The sequence below is a fragment of the Nonomuraea sp. PA05 genome, assembly GCF_008086045.1.
Lineage (GTDB): Bacteria > Actinomycetota > Actinomycetes > Streptosporangiales > Streptosporangiaceae > Nonomuraea > Nonomuraea monospora.
Genome location: NZ_VSEY01000028.1, coordinates 153,976 through 176,258, shown reverse-complemented (window position 1 = coordinate 176,258; position 22,283 = coordinate 153,976). Strand labels below are relative to the sequence as shown.

General features: G+C 72.8%; 16 protein-coding genes. 12 read left to right on the top strand and 4 right to left on the bottom strand.

Going from position 1 to position 22,283, the window contains the following annotated elements; all coding sequences use genetic code 11:
* Nucleotides 1–136: 136 nt before the first annotated feature.
* The 5 genes from FXF51_RS37770 to FXF51_RS37750 all read left to right on the top strand — a co-directional run bounded on the left by FXF51_RS37770 (nucleotide 137) and on the right by FXF51_RS37750 (nucleotide 8,277).
* Nucleotides 137–2,365: an ATP-binding protein gene (locus tag FXF51_RS37770; protein ID WP_148439498.1), complete on the top strand. Its 2,229-nt coding sequence runs from the start codon at nucleotides 137–139 to the stop codon at nucleotides 2,363–2,365.
* Nucleotides 2,366–2,453: 88 nt separating this feature from the next.
* Nucleotides 2,454–3,554 carry a PP2C family protein-serine/threonine phosphatase gene (locus FXF51_RS37765; RefSeq protein WP_148439497.1) on the top strand — a complete coding sequence of 367 codons (1,101 nt, stop codon included), beginning with the start codon at nucleotides 2,454–2,456 and terminating at the stop codon, nucleotides 3,552–3,554.
* Nucleotides 3,555–3,589: 35 nt separating this feature from the next.
* Nucleotides 3,590–4,339, top strand: a complete 750-nt coding sequence (locus tag FXF51_RS37760; protein ID WP_187414787.1) for a DUF4240 domain-containing protein — start codon at nucleotides 3,590–3,592, stop codon at nucleotides 4,337–4,339.
* 41 nt (nucleotides 4,340–4,380) lie between these two features.
* Nucleotides 4,381–7,857 carry an NB-ARC domain-containing protein gene (locus tag FXF51_RS37755; protein ID WP_187414786.1) on the top strand — a complete coding sequence of 1,159 codons (3,477 nt, stop codon included), beginning with the start codon at nucleotides 4,381–4,383 and terminating at the stop codon, nucleotides 7,855–7,857.
* A gap of 9 nt (nucleotides 7,858–7,866) precedes the next feature.
* Entirely contained in the window at nucleotides 7,867–8,277 is a 411-nt protein-coding gene (locus FXF51_RS37750) for a VOC family protein (protein ID WP_148439494.1), read from the top strand.
* A gap of 70 nt (nucleotides 8,278–8,347) precedes the next feature.
* On the opposite strand, the gene FXF51_RS37745 is transcribed toward FXF51_RS37750, so the two are convergent.
* Nucleotides 8,348–8,941, bottom strand: coding sequence for an ankyrin repeat domain-containing protein (locus tag FXF51_RS37745; RefSeq protein WP_187414785.1), 594 nt, complete (start codon nucleotides 8,939–8,941; stop codon nucleotides 8,348–8,350).
* 104 nt (nucleotides 8,942–9,045) lie between these two features.
* Complete coding sequence (locus FXF51_RS37740) at nucleotides 9,046–9,645, bottom strand: GlcG/HbpS family heme-binding protein (protein ID WP_148439492.1); 600 nt, start codon at nucleotides 9,643–9,645, stop codon at nucleotides 9,046–9,048.
* A gap of 196 nt (nucleotides 9,646–9,841) precedes the next feature.
* Here FXF51_RS37740 and FXF51_RS37735 point away from each other — a divergent pair, with 196 nt between their 5' ends.
* Both FXF51_RS37735 and FXF51_RS37730 read left to right on the top strand, forming a co-directional pair.
* A complete protein-coding gene (locus FXF51_RS37735; RefSeq protein ID WP_148439491.1) occupies nucleotides 9,842–11,008 on the top strand; it encodes a sensor histidine kinase in 1,167 nt (388 codons plus the stop codon).
* Nucleotides 11,005–11,628, top strand: a complete 624-nt coding sequence (locus FXF51_RS37730) for a response regulator (protein WP_148439490.1) — start codon at nucleotides 11,005–11,007, stop codon at nucleotides 11,626–11,628. Before FXF51_RS37735 ends, FXF51_RS37730 begins: the two co-directional genes overlap by 4 nt.
* A 7-nt stretch (nucleotides 11,629–11,635) precedes the next feature.
* Here the strand turns inward: FXF51_RS37730 and FXF51_RS37725 are convergent, their stop codons facing one another.
* Nucleotides 11,636–12,607 (bottom strand): quinone oxidoreductase family protein, encoded by a 972-nt coding sequence (locus FXF51_RS37725; protein ID WP_262380090.1) that lies wholly within the window; start codon nucleotides 12,605–12,607, stop codon nucleotides 11,636–11,638.
* Between the two features lie 154 nt (nucleotides 12,608–12,761).
* Between FXF51_RS37725 and FXF51_RS37720 the strand changes: the two genes are divergently transcribed.
* The 4 genes from FXF51_RS37720 (at nucleotide 12,762) to FXF51_RS37705 (ending at nucleotide 19,850) form a co-directional block, all read left to right on the top strand.
* Nucleotides 12,762–14,276 carry a hypothetical protein gene (locus FXF51_RS37720; protein ID WP_148439489.1) on the top strand — a complete coding sequence of 505 codons (1,515 nt, stop codon included), beginning with the start codon at nucleotides 12,762–12,764 and terminating at the stop codon, nucleotides 14,274–14,276.
* A gap of 4 nt (nucleotides 14,277–14,280) precedes the next feature.
* Nucleotides 14,281–17,700, top strand: coding sequence for a hypothetical protein (locus FXF51_RS37715; protein ID WP_148439488.1), 3,420 nt, complete (start codon nucleotides 14,281–14,283; stop codon nucleotides 17,698–17,700).
* A gap of 116 nt (nucleotides 17,701–17,816) precedes the next feature.
* Nucleotides 17,817–18,953, top strand: coding sequence for a hypothetical protein (locus tag FXF51_RS37710; protein ID WP_148439487.1), 1,137 nt, complete (start codon nucleotides 17,817–17,819; stop codon nucleotides 18,951–18,953).
* 84 nt (nucleotides 18,954–19,037) lie between these two features.
* Nucleotides 19,038–19,850 (top strand): hypothetical protein, encoded by an 813-nt coding sequence (locus FXF51_RS37705; RefSeq protein ID WP_148439486.1) that lies wholly within the window; start codon nucleotides 19,038–19,040, stop codon nucleotides 19,848–19,850.
* Nucleotides 19,851–20,058: 208 nt separating this feature from the next.
* Here FXF51_RS37705 and FXF51_RS37700 read toward each other — a convergent pair whose 3' ends face one another.
* Nucleotides 20,059–20,778 (bottom strand): DUF4097 family beta strand repeat-containing protein, encoded by a 720-nt coding sequence (locus FXF51_RS37700; RefSeq protein WP_148439485.1) that lies wholly within the window; start codon nucleotides 20,776–20,778, stop codon nucleotides 20,059–20,061.
* A gap of 547 nt (nucleotides 20,779–21,325) precedes the next feature.
* On the opposite strand from FXF51_RS37700, the gene FXF51_RS37695 reads away from it, so the two are divergent.
* Nucleotides 21,326–22,282: a TOMM precursor leader peptide-binding protein gene (locus tag FXF51_RS37695; RefSeq protein ID WP_187414784.1), complete on the top strand. Its 957-nt coding sequence runs from the start codon at nucleotides 21,326–21,328 to the stop codon at nucleotides 22,280–22,282.
* Nucleotide 22,283 lies beyond the last annotated feature (1 nt).

Genomic DNA, 22,283 nt, shown 5'->3' with positions numbered 1-22,283 from the left:
CCCGTCCGGCGCCACCCGCACGCCTGGATGCGAAGAGTGCTCACTTCTTTACTTTCGGCTACGAAGCGCCCACCGCTGAGGCAGACTGCTCTTCCGAGCAAAAGCGGCAGATCGACCCCCGGCGAAGGCGGCAATCATGGTCGGAGCGGCAGGCCAGGGCAGAGCGGGCAACCTCCCCCTGGAGACCACCAGCCTCATCGGCCGTCACGATGAGCTGGCACGCATGGGAACGCTGCTCGAACAGGGCAGGCTGGTGACGGTGACCGGGGTGGCCGGGGTCGGCAAGACCCGGCTGGCCCTGCGCGCCGCCGCCACCCTCCAGCCGCGGCTGACCCACGGGGCCTGGTGGGTGCCGCTGTCCCCGATCGGCCAGCCGGGCGCGGTCCGGTACACGATCGCCGAGGCGCTGCCGCTGGCCGACCGGTCCACCCGCCCCATGGGCGAGGTGCTCGCCGAGTACCTCGCCGACCGCGAGCTGCTGCTGGTGCTGGACACCTGCGAGCACCTGATCGACGAGTGCGCGGCGATCGTCGGGACACTGTTGGAGGCCGCACCCGGGCTGCGGGTGCTGGCCACCAGCCGCCGCTCGCTGGACCTGCCCGAGGAGGAGGTCCTCCTCCTGGGGACGCTGCCGGTGCCCGGCGCGAACGGCCGCGGGCGGACCGGGGCCCGCAAGGGGGTGGCGCGCAAGGTGGCGCGCGAGGAGGTGGCGCGCGAGGAGGAGACCCGCAAGGAGGGAGCACGCGAGGAGGCGCCGCGCGAGGAGGAGACGGAGGCGGTGCGGCTGCTCGCCGAGCGCGCCGCCGCCGCGCTGCCCGGCTTCACCCTGGACGAGCGCAACCGCGAGGCCGCGGTGCGGGTGTGCCGGCGGCTGGAGGGTCTGCCGCTGGCCATCGAGCTGGCCGCCGCGCGGCTGGCCGAGATGCCGATGGAGGAGCTGGCCGACCGGCTGTCCGACCGGTTGTCGCTGCTCGGCGACACCGCGCAGGCCGTCTACGGGACGGTGCCGCCGTGGCACCAGGCATTGCGTACCGCGATCGGCTGGAGCCACCAGCTCTGCACGTCGGAGGAGCGCCTGACCTGGGCGCGGCTGTCCGTCTTCGCCGGCTCCTTCGACGCGGCCGCCGCGGCCCAGGTGTGCGGCGACGAGCGGCTCGCCCCGGAGCGCGTCCCCGGGCTGCTGGCCACGCTGGCCACCAAGTCCCTGCTGATCTGGGAGCCGACCGGCGGCGGGGAGCGGTACCGGATGCTGGACACCATCCGCGAGTTCGGCGCCTTCTACCTCGGCCATCTCGGAGAGCAGGACACGCTGCGCCGCCGCCACCGCGACCACTACAGGAAGCTGGCCGGCCTGGGCGACGCCTCCTGGCTGGGGCCCGACCAGGTCGCCTGGTACGACCGCATGACCGCCGAGCACGACAACCTGCGCGCCGCCCTGGAGTTCGCCCTGGAGTGCCCGGGGGAGCCGGTCGCGCTGGAGCTGGTCGGCGACCTGTGGTTCTACTGGTACGGCTGCGGGTTCGCCAAGGAGGGCGCGCACTTCCTGGAGCGGGCGCTGGCCGCCGAGACGGGGCCGGGCCGGGCCCGTACCAAGGCGTTGTGGGTGGCGAGCCTGATCAGCACGATCCAGGGCGACGGCGTCAGCGGGCTGGAGCTGGCGCGGCAGTGCGAGGACCAGGCCCGGCGGCAGGGCGACGCGTCCGCCCTGGAGCACGGGCGTAGTACAGTCCTGGCCGCCATACTGATCTTGGGTGACGGTGAACAGATGATGGCCCTGTCCAAGGACGTGTACTCCCACATGTCCGAGCGGGCCGAGCTCACCATGGCCTACTGCCTGAGCGCCCTGAGCGCGGGCGCCGCCTACAACTTCTTCGGCTCCCACGAGGAGGCGATGGCCATCTGCGACCTGGTGAACCGCAACTGTGACCGGCACGGCGAACGCCTGTTCCGCTCGCACAGCGACATCGTCCGCACGGATGCCGAGCTGAACCACGGCCGCCCCGAGGCCGCGCTCTCCTGCGCCCGGTCCGCGCTGAAGATCAAGCATCGGCTGAACGACCACCTCGGCGTCGCCATCGTTCTCGACCTGCTCGGCCGCATCGCGGTCGCCATGAACGAGGGCGAGCGGGCGGCCTGCCTGCTCGGAGTGGCCCAGCAGGTCTGGAACCGCATCGGCCGTCCCCAGATCGGCATCCCCACCTGGGTCGCCGCCCGCCGGGAGTGCGAGGTCCAGGCGCGGCGGCTGGTCGGCGATCCCGCGTACGAGCGGGCCTACCAGGCGGGCTACGACATCGACCCGCTGGACATCGGCATCGCCTACGCGGGCGGCGCCGCCGACGCCGGCCTGCTGACGGCGGGAACGTGACACCGGCGACTCCCCACCCCCCGCATATACGCCAGCCCGGCGCCCCGCGACCGACCGTAAGGAGCTTCTCATCCGCCGGCGAAGCACGATGCCCAGGTCTCACCGCTGGCTCCTGCCATCGATCCTGCTCACCGAGGTCGCCATCGCCGCAGCCGACGAGGCGGCCGTCACCGTCTCGATGTCCGGCCTCCTGCTGCTCGGCCCGCTGGCCGCCGCCCACTGGTTCCTCAGCCCCAGGTTCACCACCCTCGCCGCCGCGCTGGCGCTCGCCCTGGCCCTGTTCCTCCTGGCCACCGCCGACGGCGCGGGCTCCGGCCTGCCCGCCGTCCCCGACCACCTGATCCGCGTGCTGATCGTGGCCACCAGCGGCCTGTGGGCGGTGCTGACGGCCCGTACCTACCGCGAGTACCACACCGCCGTGCTCCGCCTGTCCCGCCTCGCCGAGGCCAGCCAGCGGGCGATCAGCCCGCCGCTGCCCGCCGAGCTGGGCGGCCTCCACCTGGCCGCCCGCACCCGCTCGGCCACCCCGGGCGCCCGCCTGGGCGGCGACCTGCACGAGGCCATCTCGACGCCCGCGGGACTGCGCCTGATCATCGGGGACGCCAAGGGCCACGGCATCGACGCCCTCAGCCACGCCGCCTGCGTCCTGGCCGCCTTCCGCCAGACGGCCGCCACCGCCCCGGACCTGGCCTGCCTGGCCCACCACCTCGACAACCGCCTGGCCGGTGACCTGGGAGCGGAGGACTTCGTCACGGTCCTGCTGGCCGAGTTCGGCCGCGACCACGTCACGCTCGTCAACTGCGGCCACCCGCCGCCGATCCGCGTCGGCGCCACCCTGGACGTCCTGGTCCTGCGCAGCCCATCCCCGCCGCTCGGGCTCTCGCCGGACCCGCACCCGCAGCGGGTCCGCCTCCTGCCCACCGACCGCCTGCTGCTCTACACCGACGGCCTGACCGAGGCCCGCACGCCCGGCGGAGACCTGTTCCCGCTCGACGAGCGCCTGCACGCCACGCTCGCCGCCCCCACCCTGGACCAGGCCCTGGACGAGCTGCTGGACGCGCTCGACAAGCACACGGCCACCACCGAGGCCGACGACGACCTGACCCTCATCCTGACCCAGGCCGCCCCTTCCGTCCTGCCCAGCCCACTTGCCGCGCCCATCCCGGACGACGAGCGCACCACCACGTGACGGCGGGACGGCTCCTTGTGCCATGATCGCTGGCTGTGGACATCGACGGCTTCTGGGACGTGGTGGAGCGCTCCGCCACGGAGACCGGCACCCGGCAGGCACGCCTGAGATGGCTGGAGAACCACCTCGCCGCTCTGCCCGCCAAGGAGATCGTGGACTACGCCACCTGGTTCACGACCTGCCGCAACCGCGCCTGCACCTGGGACCTGTACGCGGCGTGCTGGCTGTTCACCGGCAGAGGCTCGTCCAACGCGTTCGAATACTTCACGACCTGGCTCATCAGCCTCGGCAGGGAGGACTTCGAGCAGGCCGTCGGCTGCCCCGATCGTCTTCTGGAGCTGCCGGCGACACGGCGGCTCGTCGAGCTGTCGCGCAACCACCGCCACGAGCGGACGACCCCGTCCAGGGACGGCCGGATCCGGCTCATGCGGGTCACACGCACCCGGCGTTCACGCTGGCCGGATGAGGTCTACCCGAACTTCGAGTTGTTCGCCTACGTCCCCGGGCGCGCCTACGAACGGGCGACGGGCATGGACTCGATCACCTTGGGCGACGCCGTGGCGGCGCGAGGCGTCGAGAGCAGGTTCCCCTTCCTGAGCCCCCGCGCGCAGCCCGACGGCGAGGCCTGGGACTTCGACGACAGGACGGAGCTCCTGCGCCGGCTCCCGCGACTCGCCCGCCACCACGGCATCACCGCCGGCCCGGACGACTCGAACGGCGACAAGGCCGAGGCTCGGTGGCTGGGCTCCGGCGGCCCGCTGGACTCCGACCCGTCATCCCGCTGAGGTGCCCCATGGCGAGTGCCCGCCCTACGAACGTCCTGCATGTGCTCAGTCCTGTCCTGAGCATCGGGGTCGGCGCGTTGACCAACCTCGCCACCAGCAACCCGACCGTGTCCCTGATCGTCGCCCTACTGGTGCTGGGGCTGGGATACACCGGTGTGGAGTTCTTAAGGAACCGGTCGGAAGCCGCAGGAAGTGGGAAGAAGATCTTCCAAGTGCCGCTGCGGACCGACTGGGTGGAACGGCCCGCTGAGATCAGGGAAGTCCTCCGGGCGTTGCGCTTGTCCGACAAGAACTCCCCGGTGGCGCTGACCGCGGGCGTCCATGGGGCCGGAGGGTTCGGGAAGAGCGTTCTGGCCAACGCGGTCTGCTACGACTCCGAGGTCCGCAAGCGTTTCGACGCCGTGAAATGGGTGACCGTCGGGCGCGACCGCACAGGCCCGAAGCTGATCGAACTGATCAACGAGGTGGCGGCAGCGTTCGGCGCCTCCCGCTCGTCCTTCTCCGACCCGGAACAGGCAGGCCAGCATCTCGGGCAGGTCCTGGACGACGCGGGACGCGTCCTGCTGGTCATCGACGACGTATGGACTGCGGATCAGCTGGTCCCCTTCCTCCAGGGCGCCCCTCGATGCACCCGGCTGATCACGACGCGCAACCCGAAGGTGCTTCCCCGCGGCGCGGTGCCGGTCAGGGTCGATCAGATGGGCCCGGAGGTCTCTCGTGAGCTGCTGTTACGGGGTGACCTGCGGCTGTCCCAAGGCCAGATCGCCGAGTTGCTCGACCTGACAGGCGAGTGGCCGCTGCTGCTGGCGATCGTCAACTCCGCCCTCCTGCGGCGGGTGCGGCGCGGCGCGCGGGCCACGGACGCCGCGGCGGACATCATCGAACGGATGTCCGTCGGCGGGCCGACGTCTCTCGACGTGCGGGACGCCGCGGCTCGTGACACGGCGGTGCGAATCAGCATCGAGCACGGGCTCGAAACTCTGGACGGAACGGACCGCGTCCGGTTTCTCGAACTCGGCGTCTTCGAGGAGGACGCCGAGGTGCCCATCGCCCTGGTCGCGGCTCTGTGGCGGATGAGCGGCGAGGAGGCGGAGTCGCTGTGCGAGAAGCTGGACGGGCTGTCCCTGCTGTCGAGTTACAGCGCAGGGGCCGTCAGCATCCACGACGTGGTGCGCGGCTATATCCGGCACACCCTGGGCCACGCCGCGATCGCCGCCACGAACGAGCGGTTCGTCGAGGCCGTGCGCACGGGCTCGTCCGGCTGGTGGGAGCTACCGGAGGAGAACACCTACCTCTGGCGCCACCTGGCCCACCACCTCGCGGGGGCCGGTCTCACCGCCGAGCTCGACGAGCTCGTCTGCGATGCCCGCTGGGTCGCGGCCAAGCTGGTGAGGTTCGGCCCGTCAGCCGTGGAGGCCGACCTCGCGTGGTCGGCGGCGCCCCTGGCCGGGGAACTGGCCGGGATCATCGCGCAGAGCGCGCATGTCTTCGCCGAGGTGGAGGAACGCGCCACGGTGCTCGCGAGCCTGGCCCATCGCCTGCACGCGTCGCCCGACCTCGCGAAGAAGGTGCTCGATCTGCTGCGGGAGGAGGGCGAGCCCCGGCTGGAGAGCCTGCTGCCGCCTCCCGACCTGCCGGACCCGGCGCTGATCCGCACTCTGCACGGCCACCTCGGCCTGGTGAAGGGGGTGGCGTTCGCACCCGGCGGTCAGTGGCTCGTGAGCGCCGGTTTCGACGGCATCCGGTTCTGGGACGCCGACGGCGGCCTGGTCAAGGAGGTGGACGCCGCCGCCGGCGCCACCGGCCTGGCGATGGCGCCGGACGGCACGTGGATGGTGACCTCGCACACCGGCGGCGAGGTGCGGCTCTGGAACGCCGACGGGACGCTCCGCCGCGAGATCACGGCGCACCGGCGGCCCTGGCCGTGGGGCGGAGGCTGGATCAACGTCATCGCCATGGCGCCCGACGGCTCCTGGTTCGCGACGGGCTCCCAGAGCGGCGCCGTCGCCCTGTGGAACGGCGACGGCGACCATCTGCGCACCCTTCAGGTCTTCGGCCGTCGCGTCAGTCGTCGTGCTCACCACGTGGAACGCATCGTCATCTCCGCCGACAGCACGCGGATGACGGTGATCGGTAGGCGGGAGGCGCGTACCTGGCGAGTGGCCGACGGGCGTCCGGTGGGCGACCCGTCCCCGGACGAGGCCGTCTACACAGCCGCCGGCGGGCCGTGGGGAGCGGTCGGCCTCACGGCCGGGTGGCGGCTGGCCTGGCAGGCCGGCGGCGTCGCGCGCACCGCCGACGTCGAGGGGAGGCCGCACGGCGTGCTCGTCTCGCCGGACGGACGGTGGCTGGCCGCCCTGATCGGGCAGGGCATCGAGCTGTGGGAGTCCGACGGGACCCGGCGCGCCGGACTGCGGGGCCACAGCGCCCACGTGACCGGGCTGGCCCTCTCACCCGATGGCAGACTGCTGGCCAGCAGCGGCAACGACAGGACCGTCCGCATCTGGAGCGTCGAGCGCGCCCTCGCCAGGCCGGACGCGGAAGAAGGACACCGGGTGCGGGACGCGGGTGCGGTGGTCGTCTCGCGTGACGGCTCCCGCGTCGCGGCACTGACGCCGGTGGCGGTGCACCTGATGGACGCGGACGGGGGCCGTCGCGAGCACATCGATCTGCTGGAAGCGGAGCCGTACGAGGGGCTGCGGGCCTTGTTCGGCGACGCGGCCGCCGCCGACCTGCCGGCGCTCGACCGGCATGTCGCCTGGGTTCTCTGCGCGAACTACGGCCCCACGCGAGCGGGGCTGTCGCTCCTGACGAGCAAGTCGCCACTCAAGTTCCGGCTCTTCGACGAAGAGACGACCACGCTCGCCATGGCCCCGGACGACACCTGGTTCGCCACGCTGGACGCCGAAGGTTTCGTCCGCGTCAGAGGGTCGGACGGCAGAGTGCGCCATCGCTTCAAGAGCAGGCAGCGGCCCCGCTACACCGACATCGAAGGCTGCGACTGCCTGACCATCGCGCCGCGCGGCGACCGGCTGGCGACGACCGAGAACGGCCGTGTCCACCTGTGGCGCCCGGACGGAGCGCGGCTGGCCACGCTGCGCACCCGGTCCAGCCATCTCCAGGATGTGGTCATCTCGCCGGACCTGAGCGTCGTCGCCGCCTTCGGCAGCGGATCCATGGCGAAACGCACGTTGTGGGGGCTCGTCTGGGCGCGCCGGGACGTCAACGTCATCAGGGTCTGGTACGACGGCAAGATCGTCGGCGACCTGCGCGGCCACCGCGCGGGAACGTCGAGCATCGCCCTGTCCCCCTCCGGCCGGCTGTTGGCGAGCACCGGTGACGAGGGCGTCCTGCTCGTGTCGGAGGTGCTGACCCTGGACCCCGTGGCCGCTATCCGGGTGGACGACCGGCTCAGCGACTGCGCCTGGCTGCCGGACGGCTCCGGTCTGTTCGCCGTCGGAGCCGCGGGCGTGTACAGGTTCGCGCTGCGCGACCACGACGGAAGCCGGGGCCCGTAGGCTCCCGCCATGACCGAACCCCCGGCCACCGGCTCGTTGCACCACGTCGAGCTCTGGGTCCCCGACCTGCGGCGCGCCGCGACGAGCTGGCGATGGCTGCTGGAGCAGCTCGGCTACGAGCTCCACCAGGACTGGCCGGACGGCCGGAGCTGGCGGCTGGGGGCCACGTACATCGTCATCGAGCAGTCCCCCGCCCTCACCGCCGCCGGGCACGACCGCCGCCGCCCCGGCCTGAACCATCTGGCGTTCCACGCGGGCAACCGCGAGCGGGTGGACGAGCTGGCCCGGCGGGCGCCCGCGTACGGCTGGACGTTGATGTTCCAGGACCGGCACCCGTACGCCGGCGGGGAGCGGCACTACGCCGCATACCTGGAGGATCAGGACGGGTTCGAGGTGGAGCTGGTGGCGGATCCGGGCTGAGGGGTGGAGCTGGTGGCGGATCCGGGCTGAGGGGTGGAGCTGGTGTGGGGTCCGGGCTGAGGCGGGCGGGTCAGCGGGCTCCGGCGGCGCGCAGCAGGGCGGCGACCTCGGTCTGGCCCTTGGTGCGGGCGTGGGCGAGGGGCGTCACCCCGTCGCGGTCGGCGAGGTTCAGGTCGGCGCCGGCGGCGATCAGCAGGCGCACGATCTCCTGGTACGGCGGGCCGCCGTCGCCGAGGATGACGGCCTCCAGCAGGCCGGTCCAGCCGAGGTCGTTGACGTGGTCGACGTCGATGCCGGTCTTCAGCACCTCGCGGACGTAGTCCACGTGCCCCCGCTCGCAGGCCGGGATGAGGGAGACGCCTCCGTAGCGGTTGCGCACGGTCAGGTCGGGGCCGGCCGGGAGGAGCGTCCGGAGCATGGCGACGCTGCCGGTGACGCCGGTGACCAGCCAGGGCGTGTCCTGGCGGGCGTCCTGGGCGTCGGGGTCGGCGCCCGCCTTCACCAGGACCTCGGCCGCCTCGACGTGGTCGGCCGCGGCGGCGAGCAGCAGTGCCGTGCGGCGCCGGTCGTCGCGGGCCTCGATGTCCGCTCCCGAGCTCAGCGCGTCGCGGACGGCGGCGGCGTCTCCTCGCGCCGCGGCTGCCAGCAGTTCCTCGTCGGTCACGCCTTCTCCTTTTGTGTCGCGTCCGCCGCATGCGGCCAGTAGCGAGGCGAGCAGGGAGGCCAGGACGGTTCTGCGTCCAGGGCTGCTCATCCCCGTCAGGCCTCTCACCGCAGCTGACCCGCGACCGCCTTCAGCCCGGCGCGGGCGATGGCCTCGTCGATGTCGCTGCTCGGCGCACCGCCGACGCCGATGCCCGCCACGGGGGCGCCGCCGGAGGCGACGGGGACCCCGCCGCCGAGGAAGAGCGTACCGGGGATGTCGGCGATGCTCGGGCCGCCGCCGTTCAGGCCCTTGGCCAGCTCGCTGGTGGCCCGCCCGAAGGAGACCGCCGTGAACGCCTTGCGCCTGGCCGACTCCTCGGTCTGCGGGCCCGCGCCGTCGCCCTTGACGACCAGGCGGGTCGCGCCCGAGCGGTCGACGATCACGACGGTGACGCGCTGCTTCTGCTGGGCGGCCTCGCGCATCGCGGCCTGGGCGATCTTCAGGGCGGCGTCGGACGACAGCACCTCGGTCTGGACGAGCGGCTGGTCGGCGCGCGAGTCCAGAGCCGGGGCGGCGGCCGAGGCGGGCACGGACACCGGGGCGGGCATGGACACCGGGGCGGGCGCGGACGCCTCGGCGGCGGTGGGGGTGAGGGCCGCGGTCGCGAGGGCGAGGCCGACGGCGAGCAGGCGGACTGGGCGGATGGGGCGGGAGATGGTCATCTTCTCTTCCCTTCGTCGGTGTTCAAGCAGGTCAAGCCTGGCAACGAAGGCGCCGCGAGCCATCGGGAGCACGGGCGATCCCGCCGCGTCAAGGGGTTGAGCCGCAGGTCAACCGATCGGTTGATCCGCCACCGGACAGGTCCCGGCTGGTCGCCTGAACTGCATAAAGTCTGGACAGAACCGGACAGGGAGGGTGATGAGAGAGCGCGTCTGGCTGAACTGGGCCATGCATGCGGGCTTCTACCTGCTGCTGGCCGCTTCGGCGTGGAGACTGGTGTCCCGGCACGGCATGGTCGCGCAGACCGTGACGGCGCTGGCCGTCTGCGCGGCCCTCGCCCTGGCGTACCTGGCCGGCATGGTGTTGTGGAGCAGGCTCGGGCGCGGGCGGCTGGTGTGGCTGGGCTGCGTGGCGGCGGTCTGGCTGGGGCTGGTGGTCCTCGCGCCGTCGTTCAGCTGGTGCGCGGTGCCGCTGCTCTTCCTGTGCCTGCGGCTGCTGAACGCGCGGGCGTTCGCGGTGGCCGCGGCGGCGCTCACGCTGATCGTCATCGCGGCGCAGACCAAGATCGCGCAGGAGATCGATCCGAGCCTGATCCTCGCGCCCATCGGGATCGCCGCCATGACGGCGGTGACGTTCTGGGAGCTGCAGCGCGAGAGCGCCGCCCGTCAGCTGCTCATCGACGATCTGATCGCCGCCAGGGAGACGCTGGCCGAGACGCGGCACCGTACCGGTGTGCTGGAGGAGCGGGAGCGGCTGGCCAGGGAGATCCACGACACGCTCGCGCAGGGGCTGACCAGCATGGGCATCCTGCTGCAGGCCGCCGACCGCGCCTGGGCCGCCGATCCCGCGCTCGCCCGCGCGCACGTACGGCGGGCCGCGACGGCGGCGGCGGAGAACCTCGACGAGGCCCGCCGGTTCGTCCGCGACCTGCGACCGCCGGGGCTGGAGAACGGCACGCTGCCCGAGGCACTCGCCCGGCTCAGCACGAGCGCCGGTGATGACACCGGTCGGCCGTGGGTGCGGGTGCGGATGGAGGGCGAGCAGTACCCGCTGCGTCCGGACGTGCAGACGGCGCTGCTGCGGGTGGCCCAGGGCGCGCTGGCGAACGTCCGCGACCATGCGGGCGCCGCGAGCGCCACGGTGACCCTGTCCTACCTGGACGGCGAGGTCACGCTGGACGTCTTCGACGACGGGGCCGGATTCACCGAACCCTCCCCGGCGCCCGGACGCGGCTACGGCCTGCGCGCGATGCGCGACCGCCTGGAGGAGGTGGGCGGCGTCCTGATCGTGGAGAGCGCGCCGGGCGAGGGCACGGCGATCGCGGCCAAGGTTCCCGTCTCTTCATCCGGAGAGGCCGTGCGATGAGGTTGTTCCTGGTGGACGATCACCCGGTCGTCCGGGCTGGCCTGGTGGCGCTGCTCGGCGGCGAGGACGACATCGAGGTCGTCGGCGAGGCGTCCGGCGCGGAGGAGGCGCTGAGCGGGATCGCCGCGAGGAGCCCCGACGTCGTGCTCATGGACCTGCAGCTCGGCGACGGCGTCGACGGGGTCGAGGCCACCCGCCGGATCCGGGCGCTGCCGTCGCCGCCGCAGGTCCTGGTGCTGACGACGTACGAGACGGAGGCGGACGTCATGCGGGCCGTGGACGCGGGCGCCACCGGCTACCTGCTGAAGGTGTGCCCGCCGGAGGAGCTGTTCCAGGGCGTCCGGGCGGCGGCCAGGGGCGAGAGCGTGCTGTCGGCCAAGGTGGCGGCGCGGATGATGCGGCGGCTGCGCGATCCGGGCCCGGCGCTGAGCGTGCGGGAGGTGGAGATCCTGGAGCTGCTGGCGAGCGGAGCCGGCAACCGGGAGATCGCCAGGCGGCTGTTCATCACCGAGGCGACGGTCAAGACCCACCTGGTGCACATCTACGGCAAGCTCGGCGTGGACACGCGTACCGCCGCTGTCACGGCCGCCGTGGAGCGGCGCCTGATCAGGCTGCCCTGAGCAGAGGTCAGGGCAGGAGCAGCAGTTTGCCGGTGGTCGTGCGTGCTTCGAGGTCGTGGTGGGCCCGGGCGGCGTCCTGGAGCGGGTAGCGCCCGCCTATCTCGACCCGCAGCCGGCCCTGGCGGAGCAGGCCGAACAGCTCGGCGCTGTGGGTGAGGAGCTGCTCGCGGGTCGGGATGTGGTCGCGGAACACCGGGTAGCTCACCTTGATGCTGCGGGGCAGCTCGCGCAGGTTCAGGACGGGCGGGTCGCCGATGACGGCCCCGTAGTAGAGCAGGGTGCCGTGCCTGCGCAGGACCTGCGTCGATGCCCTGAAGGTGGTCTCGCCGCCGCCGTCGAACACGGTGTGCACGCCCTGGCCGCCGGTGAGCTCCATGACCGGTTCCACGAAGGCCGCGCCGGTGGAGACCACCACGTGGTCCGCTCCGGCCTGCCGGGCGACGCCGGTCTTGGCCTGGCTGGAGGTCAACCCGATGACGGTGCCGCCGCGCGCCTTGACGAGCTGGGTGAGCAGTTGCCCGAGCCCGCCGGCCGCCGCGTGGACCAGGGCCGTCTGGCCGGGCTCCACGGGTGCGGCCTCGGTGGTGAAGTGGTGGGCGGTGATGCCCTGCATCATCACGCTCGCCGCGATCTCGTCGGTGATGTCGTCCGGTACGGGCACCGCGCTGCCGGCCGGCATCACCACCTGCTCGGCGTAGGAGCCGTAGGCGTACACCCAGGCCACCCGGTCGCCGATCGCGAACTCGGTCACGCCCTCGCCGAGCGCGACGACCCGGCCGGCCCCTTCCACGCCGGGCACGAACGGCACGCGGCCCGTTGCGGGGCCGAGCCGGCGCGCCCCCGTGTCCATGAAGTTCACCCCCGCGGCGCTGATCGCGACGCTGATCTGGCCGGGCCCGGGGCGTGGGTCAGGGCGCTCGGCGATCCGCAGTTCCCCCGGCCCGCCTAGCTGCTCCACAACAATCGCCTGCATCGTCATGCCTTTCCTGGACGGATGTCTCACTGTCGCTCGCAGAAAGTGGACTCGCAAGTCCAAAAAATGCTCACGTGAAATCGGCTGGCGCGAACCGGGCGTCCTGGGGCATCATGACCACCATGATCTTCTACGGGAAGGGCGGCCACCGCCCCAGCCGGTGACCCCCGGCGAGAGGAAGCCGAGCGAGCAGCTCACCTTCCTCGCACACGCACTCTCCCTGTCCTGCCTGCACGGCCCCGGCCCCTGGCCGCCGTACGCGATGGACCTGCCCGACGAGCCGCCACGGCCGGACGACGGCAAGCCGCACATGCCGTCCGTGGTCATGGACGGCGTCCGCACCCACCACTTCGGCGTCGGCTCCGGCCCGGACACCGTCCAGGCGGTCGCCGACCTCCTCCAGGAACGAGCCCCGCACGCCACGCTGCACGACCGCCTGGCGCAGGCCCGCGCGCTGGAGATCTGCGACGACCTGCCGCGTGAGCTGGCCCGCAGGGAGCTGAGCAGGCAGCAGGTGTACGAGGCCGGCCACTGGCTGGCCGAGCACGGCACCCGCCGCGAGGCCGTCAAGATCGGCATCGTGCTCGTCGGCGTGTCCGGCGACGAGCGGGACCGCGAGCTGCTGCTCCTGCTGGGCACGCTGGAGGAGTTCACCCTGTACGCGGCCGTCGCCCTGCTGCGCACCCAACCCGGGCACCAGCGGGAACGGGCGGTGTTCGAGCTGGCCAGGCGGGTCACGGGCTGGGGCCGCATCCACGCCGTCGAACGCCTGGAAGGCAGCGACGACCCCGAGGTCAAGTCGTGGCTGCTGCGTGAGGGCTACCGCAACGACGTCATGGACGAGTACCTGGCCCCGCTCGCCGCCACCACCGGCGACCTGTACTCCGCGCTCCTCGACCCCGAGCCGGACGAGGCGCTGGTGGACGGCGCGGGCGGCATCCTGTCCGCGCTGGCCCGCGGCGACGGCGGCCCCACCACGGGCCTCGGCGCGTACGGCGACGCGGTGCCCGCCCTGGCCCGCTACGCCGGCCTGGCAGGGCAAGGGCAGGCCACCCTCCAGCGCCTCGACCACCTCCTGACCATCCGCCGTCACCTGCACGAACCGCCCGAGCACTGGCTCCCAGGCGACGTGCAGGCACTGCGGCGGCGCTACTGGGACGTGCTCGACCAGCCCCGCTGGGCCGAACTGGCGCTGGCGGGCGTGGCGGACCCCGAGGCCGACGGCTTCCCGTTCGCCCAATACTGCGCGAACCGGCTGGGCCTGCCGATCCTGCCGCAGCTCGTGGCCCGGCTGCGGGTGGACCCAGGCGACAGCTTCACCTGGGCGAACGTCCTCCGCCTGGCGGACACCGGCACGGCGGTCGCGCTGGCCGAGGAGCTGCTGCCCCTGGCCGGCGGCCCGGAGGCCCAACCCGTCGGCGACGGTCACAAGCTGGCGTTGGAGATGGTGGTCAAGAAGCTGGAGTCACATCCGGGCCTGGGCCTGCCACTCATCAGAGCGGCGCTGCACAACCGGAACCTCCCGGTCCGGCGGAGGGCGGTCCGGACGTTACAGGCCTGGCCCGAGCCGCCTGCGGAGGCCGTCGAGTGGGTGCGGGCGGCGCACGCGGCGGAGCCGGACGAGTCGCTGCGCGACTCCATGAACGCCTTTCTGACGGGACTCAAGCAGGGGTGACGAGATGCGAACCGAGGAACTGCTCGACGAGGTGGAGCCGCTGTCCCATCGGGAGCGCTGCCACCACCTGTCCGTCCGCGTCCGCGAGCTGTCCGGCCGCCCGGAACTGGCCGCCTTGCTGGGCGAGCTGGCCGAGGGCGGCTCGTACGAGAGGCTGCTGGCCGTCCGCATGGCCGCGATGGCGAAGGACCTCCGGCACCTGACCCGAGCCCTGACCGACCCGGACCCGGACATCTCGGCGCCCGCGATGGCGCAGGCCGTCAAGCTCGGCGCTCCAGCCGACGACATCCTCACCTTCGTCCGCACCGCCCCCGCGCACCACCGCATGACGGCCTACCGCGCCATCAGGCGCCACCGCCGCACCGACCTGGCCGAACGGCTGATCGGTGAGGTGGGCGAGCGGTGGGGCGACCGCGAGGCCGCGAGCCTGCTGGCGGCGTGCGGGGCCGACGCGGCTGCGGCCAGGCTGCCGGACCTGACGCACGCGGTGCCGAGCTGGGCGGCGCTGGCCAAGCACCACCCGATCCTGGTGCTCGACCACGCGGAACGGGTGCTGGACGGCCTGCCAGGCAGCCTGCGCGACGCCTGGTGGCAGGCGGTGGCCCCCGGCGTCGAGGTGGCCGCCTGGCACGCCCCCGAGCGGGTGATCGCGCTGCTGGAGCGGCACTGGACGCCCAGGTCCTGGCGCTGCGCGGGGCGGCTGCTGGACGCCGACCCGGCCCGCACGCTGGCCCTCTACCTGGCCCCCGGCCGGCAGCCCCAGCTCGCCGGGCTGCTCGCGCAGGCGTCCGTGCGGCGGCGGCTGGCCGTGCTCACCGACGAACGGCTGGGCGAGCTGGGCAGGGCGGTACGCGAGCGGGACGCCGCGGTGATCGACCTCCTGCGTGCGCTGCCACCCTCCCGCAGGGACGGCGTGTTCACCGCCACCATGCGGGGCGTCGACCTGTCCCAGTGGGTGCACTTCGGCGAGCTGATGAGCGTCCTGCCGCTGCGCCGCCGCGTCGCCGAGGCCCGCCGCATGCTCGGGCTGCGCGCCATCGCCGAGGACGACCTGCGCACGCTGGAGATCACCGCCTTTCTCCCGTACGACGAGGCGGAGCCGGTGCTGCGGGCGGCCACCCGCCGCTCCGACCCCCTGGACCGGGCGAACGGCTACGTCAACCTGATCGCCTGCGCGGGCCGCAGCCGCGACCCCGAGGCCCTCACCCGGCTGACGGACGCCCTGACCAGGCTGCGCAACGAGCAGGACCCGGTGCACGGTGCGGCCGTCTCGGCCCTGGCCGTGATCCCCGGCCGGCTCTTCCAGCCCGCGCACGTGCCGTTCCTCGACCGGCTCGCCGAGGACGCGCTGGCGGCCCGCGACTGCTCGGTCCGCACCCGGCACGCCGTCAGCGGCCTGGCCGCCCGGGTCTTCGAGCAGGGGGCGACGCGGGAGGACGCGGCCCTGCTGGAGTTCGGCATGCGGACGTTCGAGCGGGTGATCGAGCACGTGGGCACGGCCACGCTCAGCCACCTGCCGGAGGTGCTGCGGCGCGGCCAGGAGGTCGAGCTGGTCCGCAGGCTGGCCCCGTACCTGGAGGCGGCGGCCGGCCACGACCGGCACCGGCTCGCCTTCCTGCTCGCCACGGCGCTCGGCCGGCGCGGTCATGAGCTGCCCGAGCTGCGGCGGGCGCTGGAACGCGCGCTGGACGCCGTCGAGGGCACGGCGGCGATCGAGGCCGTCGAGCACTGGCTGCGTCCGCCGCGGACCAGGGGCGAGCGGGTGGCGGGGCTGCTGGCGGCCGATCCGTCCGCGGTGAACCTGGGCCAGGTCTTCGAGGTGCTGGCATGGTGGCGTACCGACCTGCTGGAGGTCGCGCTCGGTCCGCGGGACCCGCAGGGGCGGTTCGGCGGGAGTGGCGCGCGCCGGACGCACGACGTGCCGCGGCGGGCCGTGTTGCGGTGGACGGCGCGGCAGCGGGAGGCGTATCTGGGGCTGCTGGAGCGGATCGCGCGGGACACGACGCTGCCGGTGTGGGAGCGCGCGCGGGCCGTGCGCAAGATCGGTGAGGTGCCCGGCGCCGACGCGGGGCGCCTGCGGCCGTTCGTGACGCCGGGGAAGGCCGCGGCAAGGCAGCCTCACACGACGGCGGAAGACGCCGCCCCGGCGCAGGCGCACGCGACGGCGGAAGACGCCGCCATGACGCGAGGGGAGGCCGTGATCCGGCGGGCGGCGCTGACCGCGTTGCCATGGACGGCGGCGCCGCAGGACGTGCTGGGCGACCTGCTCGCGCACGCGGGCGGGAACGACGCGCACGTGGCGGTGTACGGGGCGGCGCGGGCGGCCAGGTTCGTGCGCCCGGCGGAGCTGGCGGCGGCGCTGGAGCCGGTGCTGGCGGGCGGCAAGGTGACCGCGCGTAAGGAGGCGGTCCGGCTGCTGGCCAGGCACCGCGCGCCCGGCGTGATGGGCGTGCTGCGGCGCCTGTGGGACGAGGAGGGCGGGCACAGGGACGTCCGGGCGGCGATCGTGTCGGCGATGCCGGAGCTGCTCGCCGATCCGGCGGCCTGGGAGCTGCTCAGGGAGGCGGTGGCGGCGGTGGAGGACGTGGCCGCCGCGGTGCTGGCGCCGCATCCGCTGAGCCTGCCGGAGCGGTGGCGGCCGGCGTACGGGGAGCTGGTCGCCGCCGCGACCCGTTCGGCCGAGCTGAGGACCCGGCTGGCGGCCGTCCAGGCGCTGCCTCGCTGGGACTCCTACGTGCCGGGAGCCGCGGCGCGGCTGGGCGAGATCGTCCGCGAGCTGGGCGAGACCGCCGAGTGGCGGTCGGCGGCCCACGGGCTGGTGGGGGTGGCGTGCTCGGAAAGCGGGGTGGCGGAGCTGCGGCGGACCGTGCGCGCGCTCGCCGCCGCGCCCGACGGCCCGGACGCCGGGGCGGAGCGCGACCGCCCGGCCACCCAGCGGCTCGCGGCCCTCGTGCTGAGCCTGCGCCTGAGCCTCCAGGCAGATGCGAGGCGGCGAGGGAGACGGGGCACGCGCCACGTCATGGACCCGGAGTCGGCGCGGCGGCCCGCGCGGGCGGTCGTGGACGAGCTGCCAGAAGACCTGGCGGCCGAGTTGCTGGCCGCCGTCGTGGACTGGGAGCACGACCCGGGGGACGACCTGGCCCGCCTGCTCGGGACGATTCCCGGGGTGCTGGCGGCCGTCGAGGCGGGCAAGTCGCTCGCGGGGTCGGCGCGGCACGTGCCGGCGGAGCGGCTGCTGCCGCACGCGCGGTGGCTGGCGGAGCAGGGCGAGGGGGGCGCGTTGCTGGCCGTCGCGCTGGCCGAGACGGCCGCCATCGGGGCGGGGTGGGACGAGCCGTGGCGTGAGCTGCTCCGAGGGGTGCGGGCGAGCGGCTGGCCGGAGGCGGAGTACCGGGCGCGTCAGGTGAGGACGGCCATGGAGTGAACGGGGAGGGTTCGGCGCCACTTCACTGACAGTTCAGGAAATAGTCAGATATGCGCATAAGGCCGGTATAACGTCGATTTTTGATCAATGAACGCCGAAGACGGGTTATCGCACTGATGCGCAAGGTCCTGACACTCACCCTCGCCGCCACCTCCGCCCTCTCCCTCCTCACCGCGACCCCGGCGGGCGCCGCCGACCGTCCCCGCGACCTGCCCGCGGAGATCTACGGCGGCGCCTGGACGGCCGGCCACGTCCAGGGCATGGCCATCGACCAGCGCAAGGGGTACATGTACTTCTCCTTCACCAACCTCCTGGTCAAGACCGACCTCCAGGGCAAGCTGATCGGCTCCGTGACCGGCTTCACCGGCCACCTGGGCGACCTCGACTTCAACACCCAGGACGGGCGCGTGTACGGCTCGCTGGAGTACAAGGAGCAGGAGTCGTTCTACATCGCGATCTTCGACGTGGACCGCATCACCGCCCCCGACATGGACGCCCAGACCACCGACGTGGTCAAGACCGTGTACCTGAAGGAGGTCGTGGCCGACTACGTGGCCGACATGAACGGCGACGGCGCCTTCGACGGCAACGTCGGCAACACCCCGGACCACCGCTACGGCTGCAGCGGCATCGACGGCGTCTCGTTCGGCCCCGAGTTCGGCAAGAAGCACGGCAAGCAGAAGCTGACCGTCGCCTACGGCATCTACGCCAACACCACCCGCCAGGACAACGACCACCAGGTCCTGCTCCAGTACGACATCCAGCAGTGGCGCAAGTACGAGCGCCCGCTGACCGAGAGCGCCCCGCACAAGAGCGGCCCCGAGCGGGTGGACGGCAAGTACTTCGCCTACACCGGCAACACCACCTACGGCGTGCAGAACCTCCAGTACGACGAGCACACCGGCAACTGGATGATGGCCGTCTACAAGGGCACCAAGCCGCAGTTCCCCAACTACACCTTCTTCATGGTGGACGGCGGCGCGCGCCCCAGGACGGGCGAGCTGGCCGGCCAGCCGCAGGCCGAGCGCGGCAAGCTGCTCACGCTCGCGCGGGGCGGGCTGCAGGACGAGGCGACGGGGGTCAGGGGGTGGCAGTTCACCGGCGAGTACGGGCTGATCTCCCTCGGCGGCGGACGCTACTACGTGGCCAAGGCCGACAAGGTCACGGAGGACGGCGTCTCCAAGCACACCGGGCACGCCCAGCTCTACCGCTGGACCGGCCAGTCGCCGACGCCCTTCGAGCGCATCGGCTGACACACGGTATGCGGCCGGTCAGTAAGGGCTGTTAGGGTCGTGCCTTATCCCTTGAACGAGTAAAGAATCCTGCATGGGAGGGTCATGCGGACCACAGGGAAAGTCGCGATCGTCACGGCCGTGCTGGCCGGGGCCGCCGTCCCGATGACGACGGGGGCACAGGCACAGGCACAGGCCTGGTACGCCTACCACGGCCTGAGCGCGAGCCAGAGCGTCGCCAAGGTGAAGCAGCTCAAGGACCAGGGCTACCGCCCGATCACGGTGAACGTGTCGGACGGCGAGCGCTACGCCGCCGTCTGGGTCAAGGGCGGCTCGTCCAGCGAGTGGGGCATCTGGCAGGGCATGTCGGCCGACGGCTTCCAGAAGCGCTTCGACGCGGGGCTGAAGGAGGGGGCGCAGCCGACCTCCATCTCCGCCACCGGGCCGGCCGGCTCGGCCGTGTTCGCCGCCGTCTTCGAGAAGAAGAAGGGCGCGTTCCTCGCCAAGGCCGGCCTCACCCCGGCGGGCTTCGCCGCCGCCAACAAGGAGGCCCTGGCCAAGGGGCTCGCGCTGACGTCGGTGGACGCGTACGGCACGCCGGGCGACATCCGGTACGTCGGCGTGTGGAGCGCCAACAGCGGCGGCGCCTGGTACTACACCTACGGCAAGTCGCTCAAGCAGCACGAGGCCGAGGTCTACGCCAAGAAGGAGAAGGGCTTCCGGCCGGTCAAGGTCTCCGTGGCGCCCGACGGGACGTACGCGGCGGTGTGGCGCAAGGACGGGGTCAAGTCCTGGGCCCACTACGTGGACATGAGCGCGTCCGGCTACCAGAAGCGCTTCGACGACCTCAAGGCCAAGGGGCTCGCGCCGGTGCAGGTCAACGCCGAGAACGGCAAGTACGCCGCCATCTGGCAGTAGCCCTGGCGGGCGCACGGGTGCGGTGGACGGCGCCGCCGGGTCGCCGGGTAGCGGCACCGCACCCCGCCGGGTCGCCGGGTAGCGGCACCGCACCCCGCCGGGTCGCCGGGTAGCGGCACCGCACCCCGCCGGGTCGCCGGGTAGCGGCACCGCACCCCGCCCGGCCGCCGTGAGACGGTGCCGCGCTCCCTCCGCCCCCGCCGTGTCGTCACTTGGTCAGGATGCGGACGTCGCCCGTCGTGCTGCTGGCCGCGATCTTCCGCCGCCCCTCCGGGTCGTCCTTCACCTCGGAACGCGTGCTCCCGTCCACACTCCTGGCCGTCACCTCGTACGCGCCCTCGGGAACCCTCGCCGTCACCCTCCCGTCGCGCGACCGCAGGTCCAGGGTGGCCGGCGGGTCGGTGAACGCCACGTCGATCGACCCGTCCGAGGTTCGGCAGCGCACGTAGCCCGACTTCAGCCCCTCGCCGGTGATCGACCCGTCGCTCTGTAGACGCAGCCGCCCCGACGCGCCTGTGACCTGGATGCGCTCGCGGCTCTTGGCGGCCACGTCCTGGGTCAGGCCGCTCAGGATGAGCCCGTCCGTCACGTCGATCGAGAGCCGGACCCCGGGCGGCACCTTGACGTGGTAGCGGGCGCCGCAGTCGCCGAAGACCAGGTTGCAGTCCGCGCTGAGGCGCAGGGCGCCGTCGCGCAGCGACCAGGCGGGCGAGTCGGCCGCCTTGCCGCGCACCCACCGCTCCACCTGGACGGCGCCGCCGGCGCCCTGGAGGACGCGGACGCCGCCCAGGGAGGCGTCGATCTTGAGGTCGGTCCCGGTGAAGGGGAACGACTGGGTGGCGTGAACCTCTTCTGCCTTCAGGTCCACGCTGCAACCGACGGTCGCCAGGAGCGCCGCGCACGCCGCGAATGCCGCAATCTGCCTCATGGCCCACGATCGTCGCCGACCAGCCCCGGCCGGCCATCAACCGTCCGGCCGACCCGGCCCGGTCCGCCTCGTCCATTCGGTCATTCCGAGAGGGGCGGCCGAGTCTCACGGAATAGCGCGCATATACCGGAAGCATACTCCGGCTCACTAACTTTGCGGGTGTCCGAAATTCATCCGAATCCGCGAAGGAGGTGGACCGACGATGGAGATTCAGGAGCAGGCTACGCCGCTTGTTTTCGAGGAGATCGATCCTCTTGAGGCCGGCGCATATCTGGCGCTGAGCTACGAGGAGGAGCCGCGCTAATCGGCTTCGGTCGTAAGACGCGTGTCCCGTGGTGGTTGCTCCCGCCACGGGACAACGGGCACGGACCAGCGGAAAAGGGGAGGTATGCGCAGTCTGTCCATCGTTCTCGATCACGCGGAGCCGGGGAGCCGGATCCGCTTTCGATCGACTGTGGTGCCGCTGGTCCTGCCCGGCGGAAAGGTGCTCTTTTTCGCGGGGAGCCAGCCACTTCGCGCCGCGGCGGATCCATTGTTGTGGTCGCTCGTGGAAAAACTGCGGATCGGTCACGAGTCGAGCGCCATTGTCGGCGCCGTCACCGCGGAAGGGCATGACCGGGCAACCGTGATCAGTGCCCTCGAACAACTTCACGCCCGTGGTCTGCTGTTCGAGGAACGTCCGGCGGAGGTCCGGTCGTACGGCGAGCGTTACGCCCGGCAGCTCGACATGTTCGGCGGCGCGGAGACGGATGAGAACAGCCGGTTCACGATGCAGGACAACGTGTCGTCCGCGCACATCGCCCAGATCGGACTCGGCGGCCTGGGCACGTGGATCGCGCTCGCGCTGGCGCCGACGGGCGTGGGGCGGCTCACGCTCATCGACGGCGACACGGTCGCGAGGTCGAATCTGAACCGCCAGATCCTCTACCGCGAGGACGCCGTCGGCCGGCCCAAGGTCGAGGCCGCCGCACGCCGGCTGGCCGAGGTGAACCCCGATCTCGTGGTGGATCCGCGCGCGGGCTTCGTGGAGGGCGTCGAGAGCGCGAACGCCCTCGTTCCCGACTGCGACCTGCTCATCGTGTCCGCCGACGAGCCGTTCCTGCGGATCCGCAACTGGATCACCGAGGTCTGCCACGAGCGGCGCATCCCCCACCTCTTCGTCGCCGCGGGCGGCGTGGGCCCCCTGGTGCTCCCGGGCGGCGCGCAGGCGTGCTGGCGATGTCTCGAAATACGGACGCGCAGCACGTTCCCCGAGCTCGACCAGGTCGTCGAACTCCTTGCGAGCGCCCGGCGCCCCCGTCATCCACAGCCGATCACGCCTGGCTATCACCCGCTGATGGCAGGGGTGGTGGTGCTGGAGGCCGTACGTCACTGCAGCGGTTTCGAACGGCCTCGTACGATCGGCGCCCAGCTCGTATGGGACGCCGGCAGCTCGACGATGCGCCGGACGGAGATCGCGCCGAACCCGGCATGCCCCAACCACGCCGGCCCTGCGACGTCCTGAC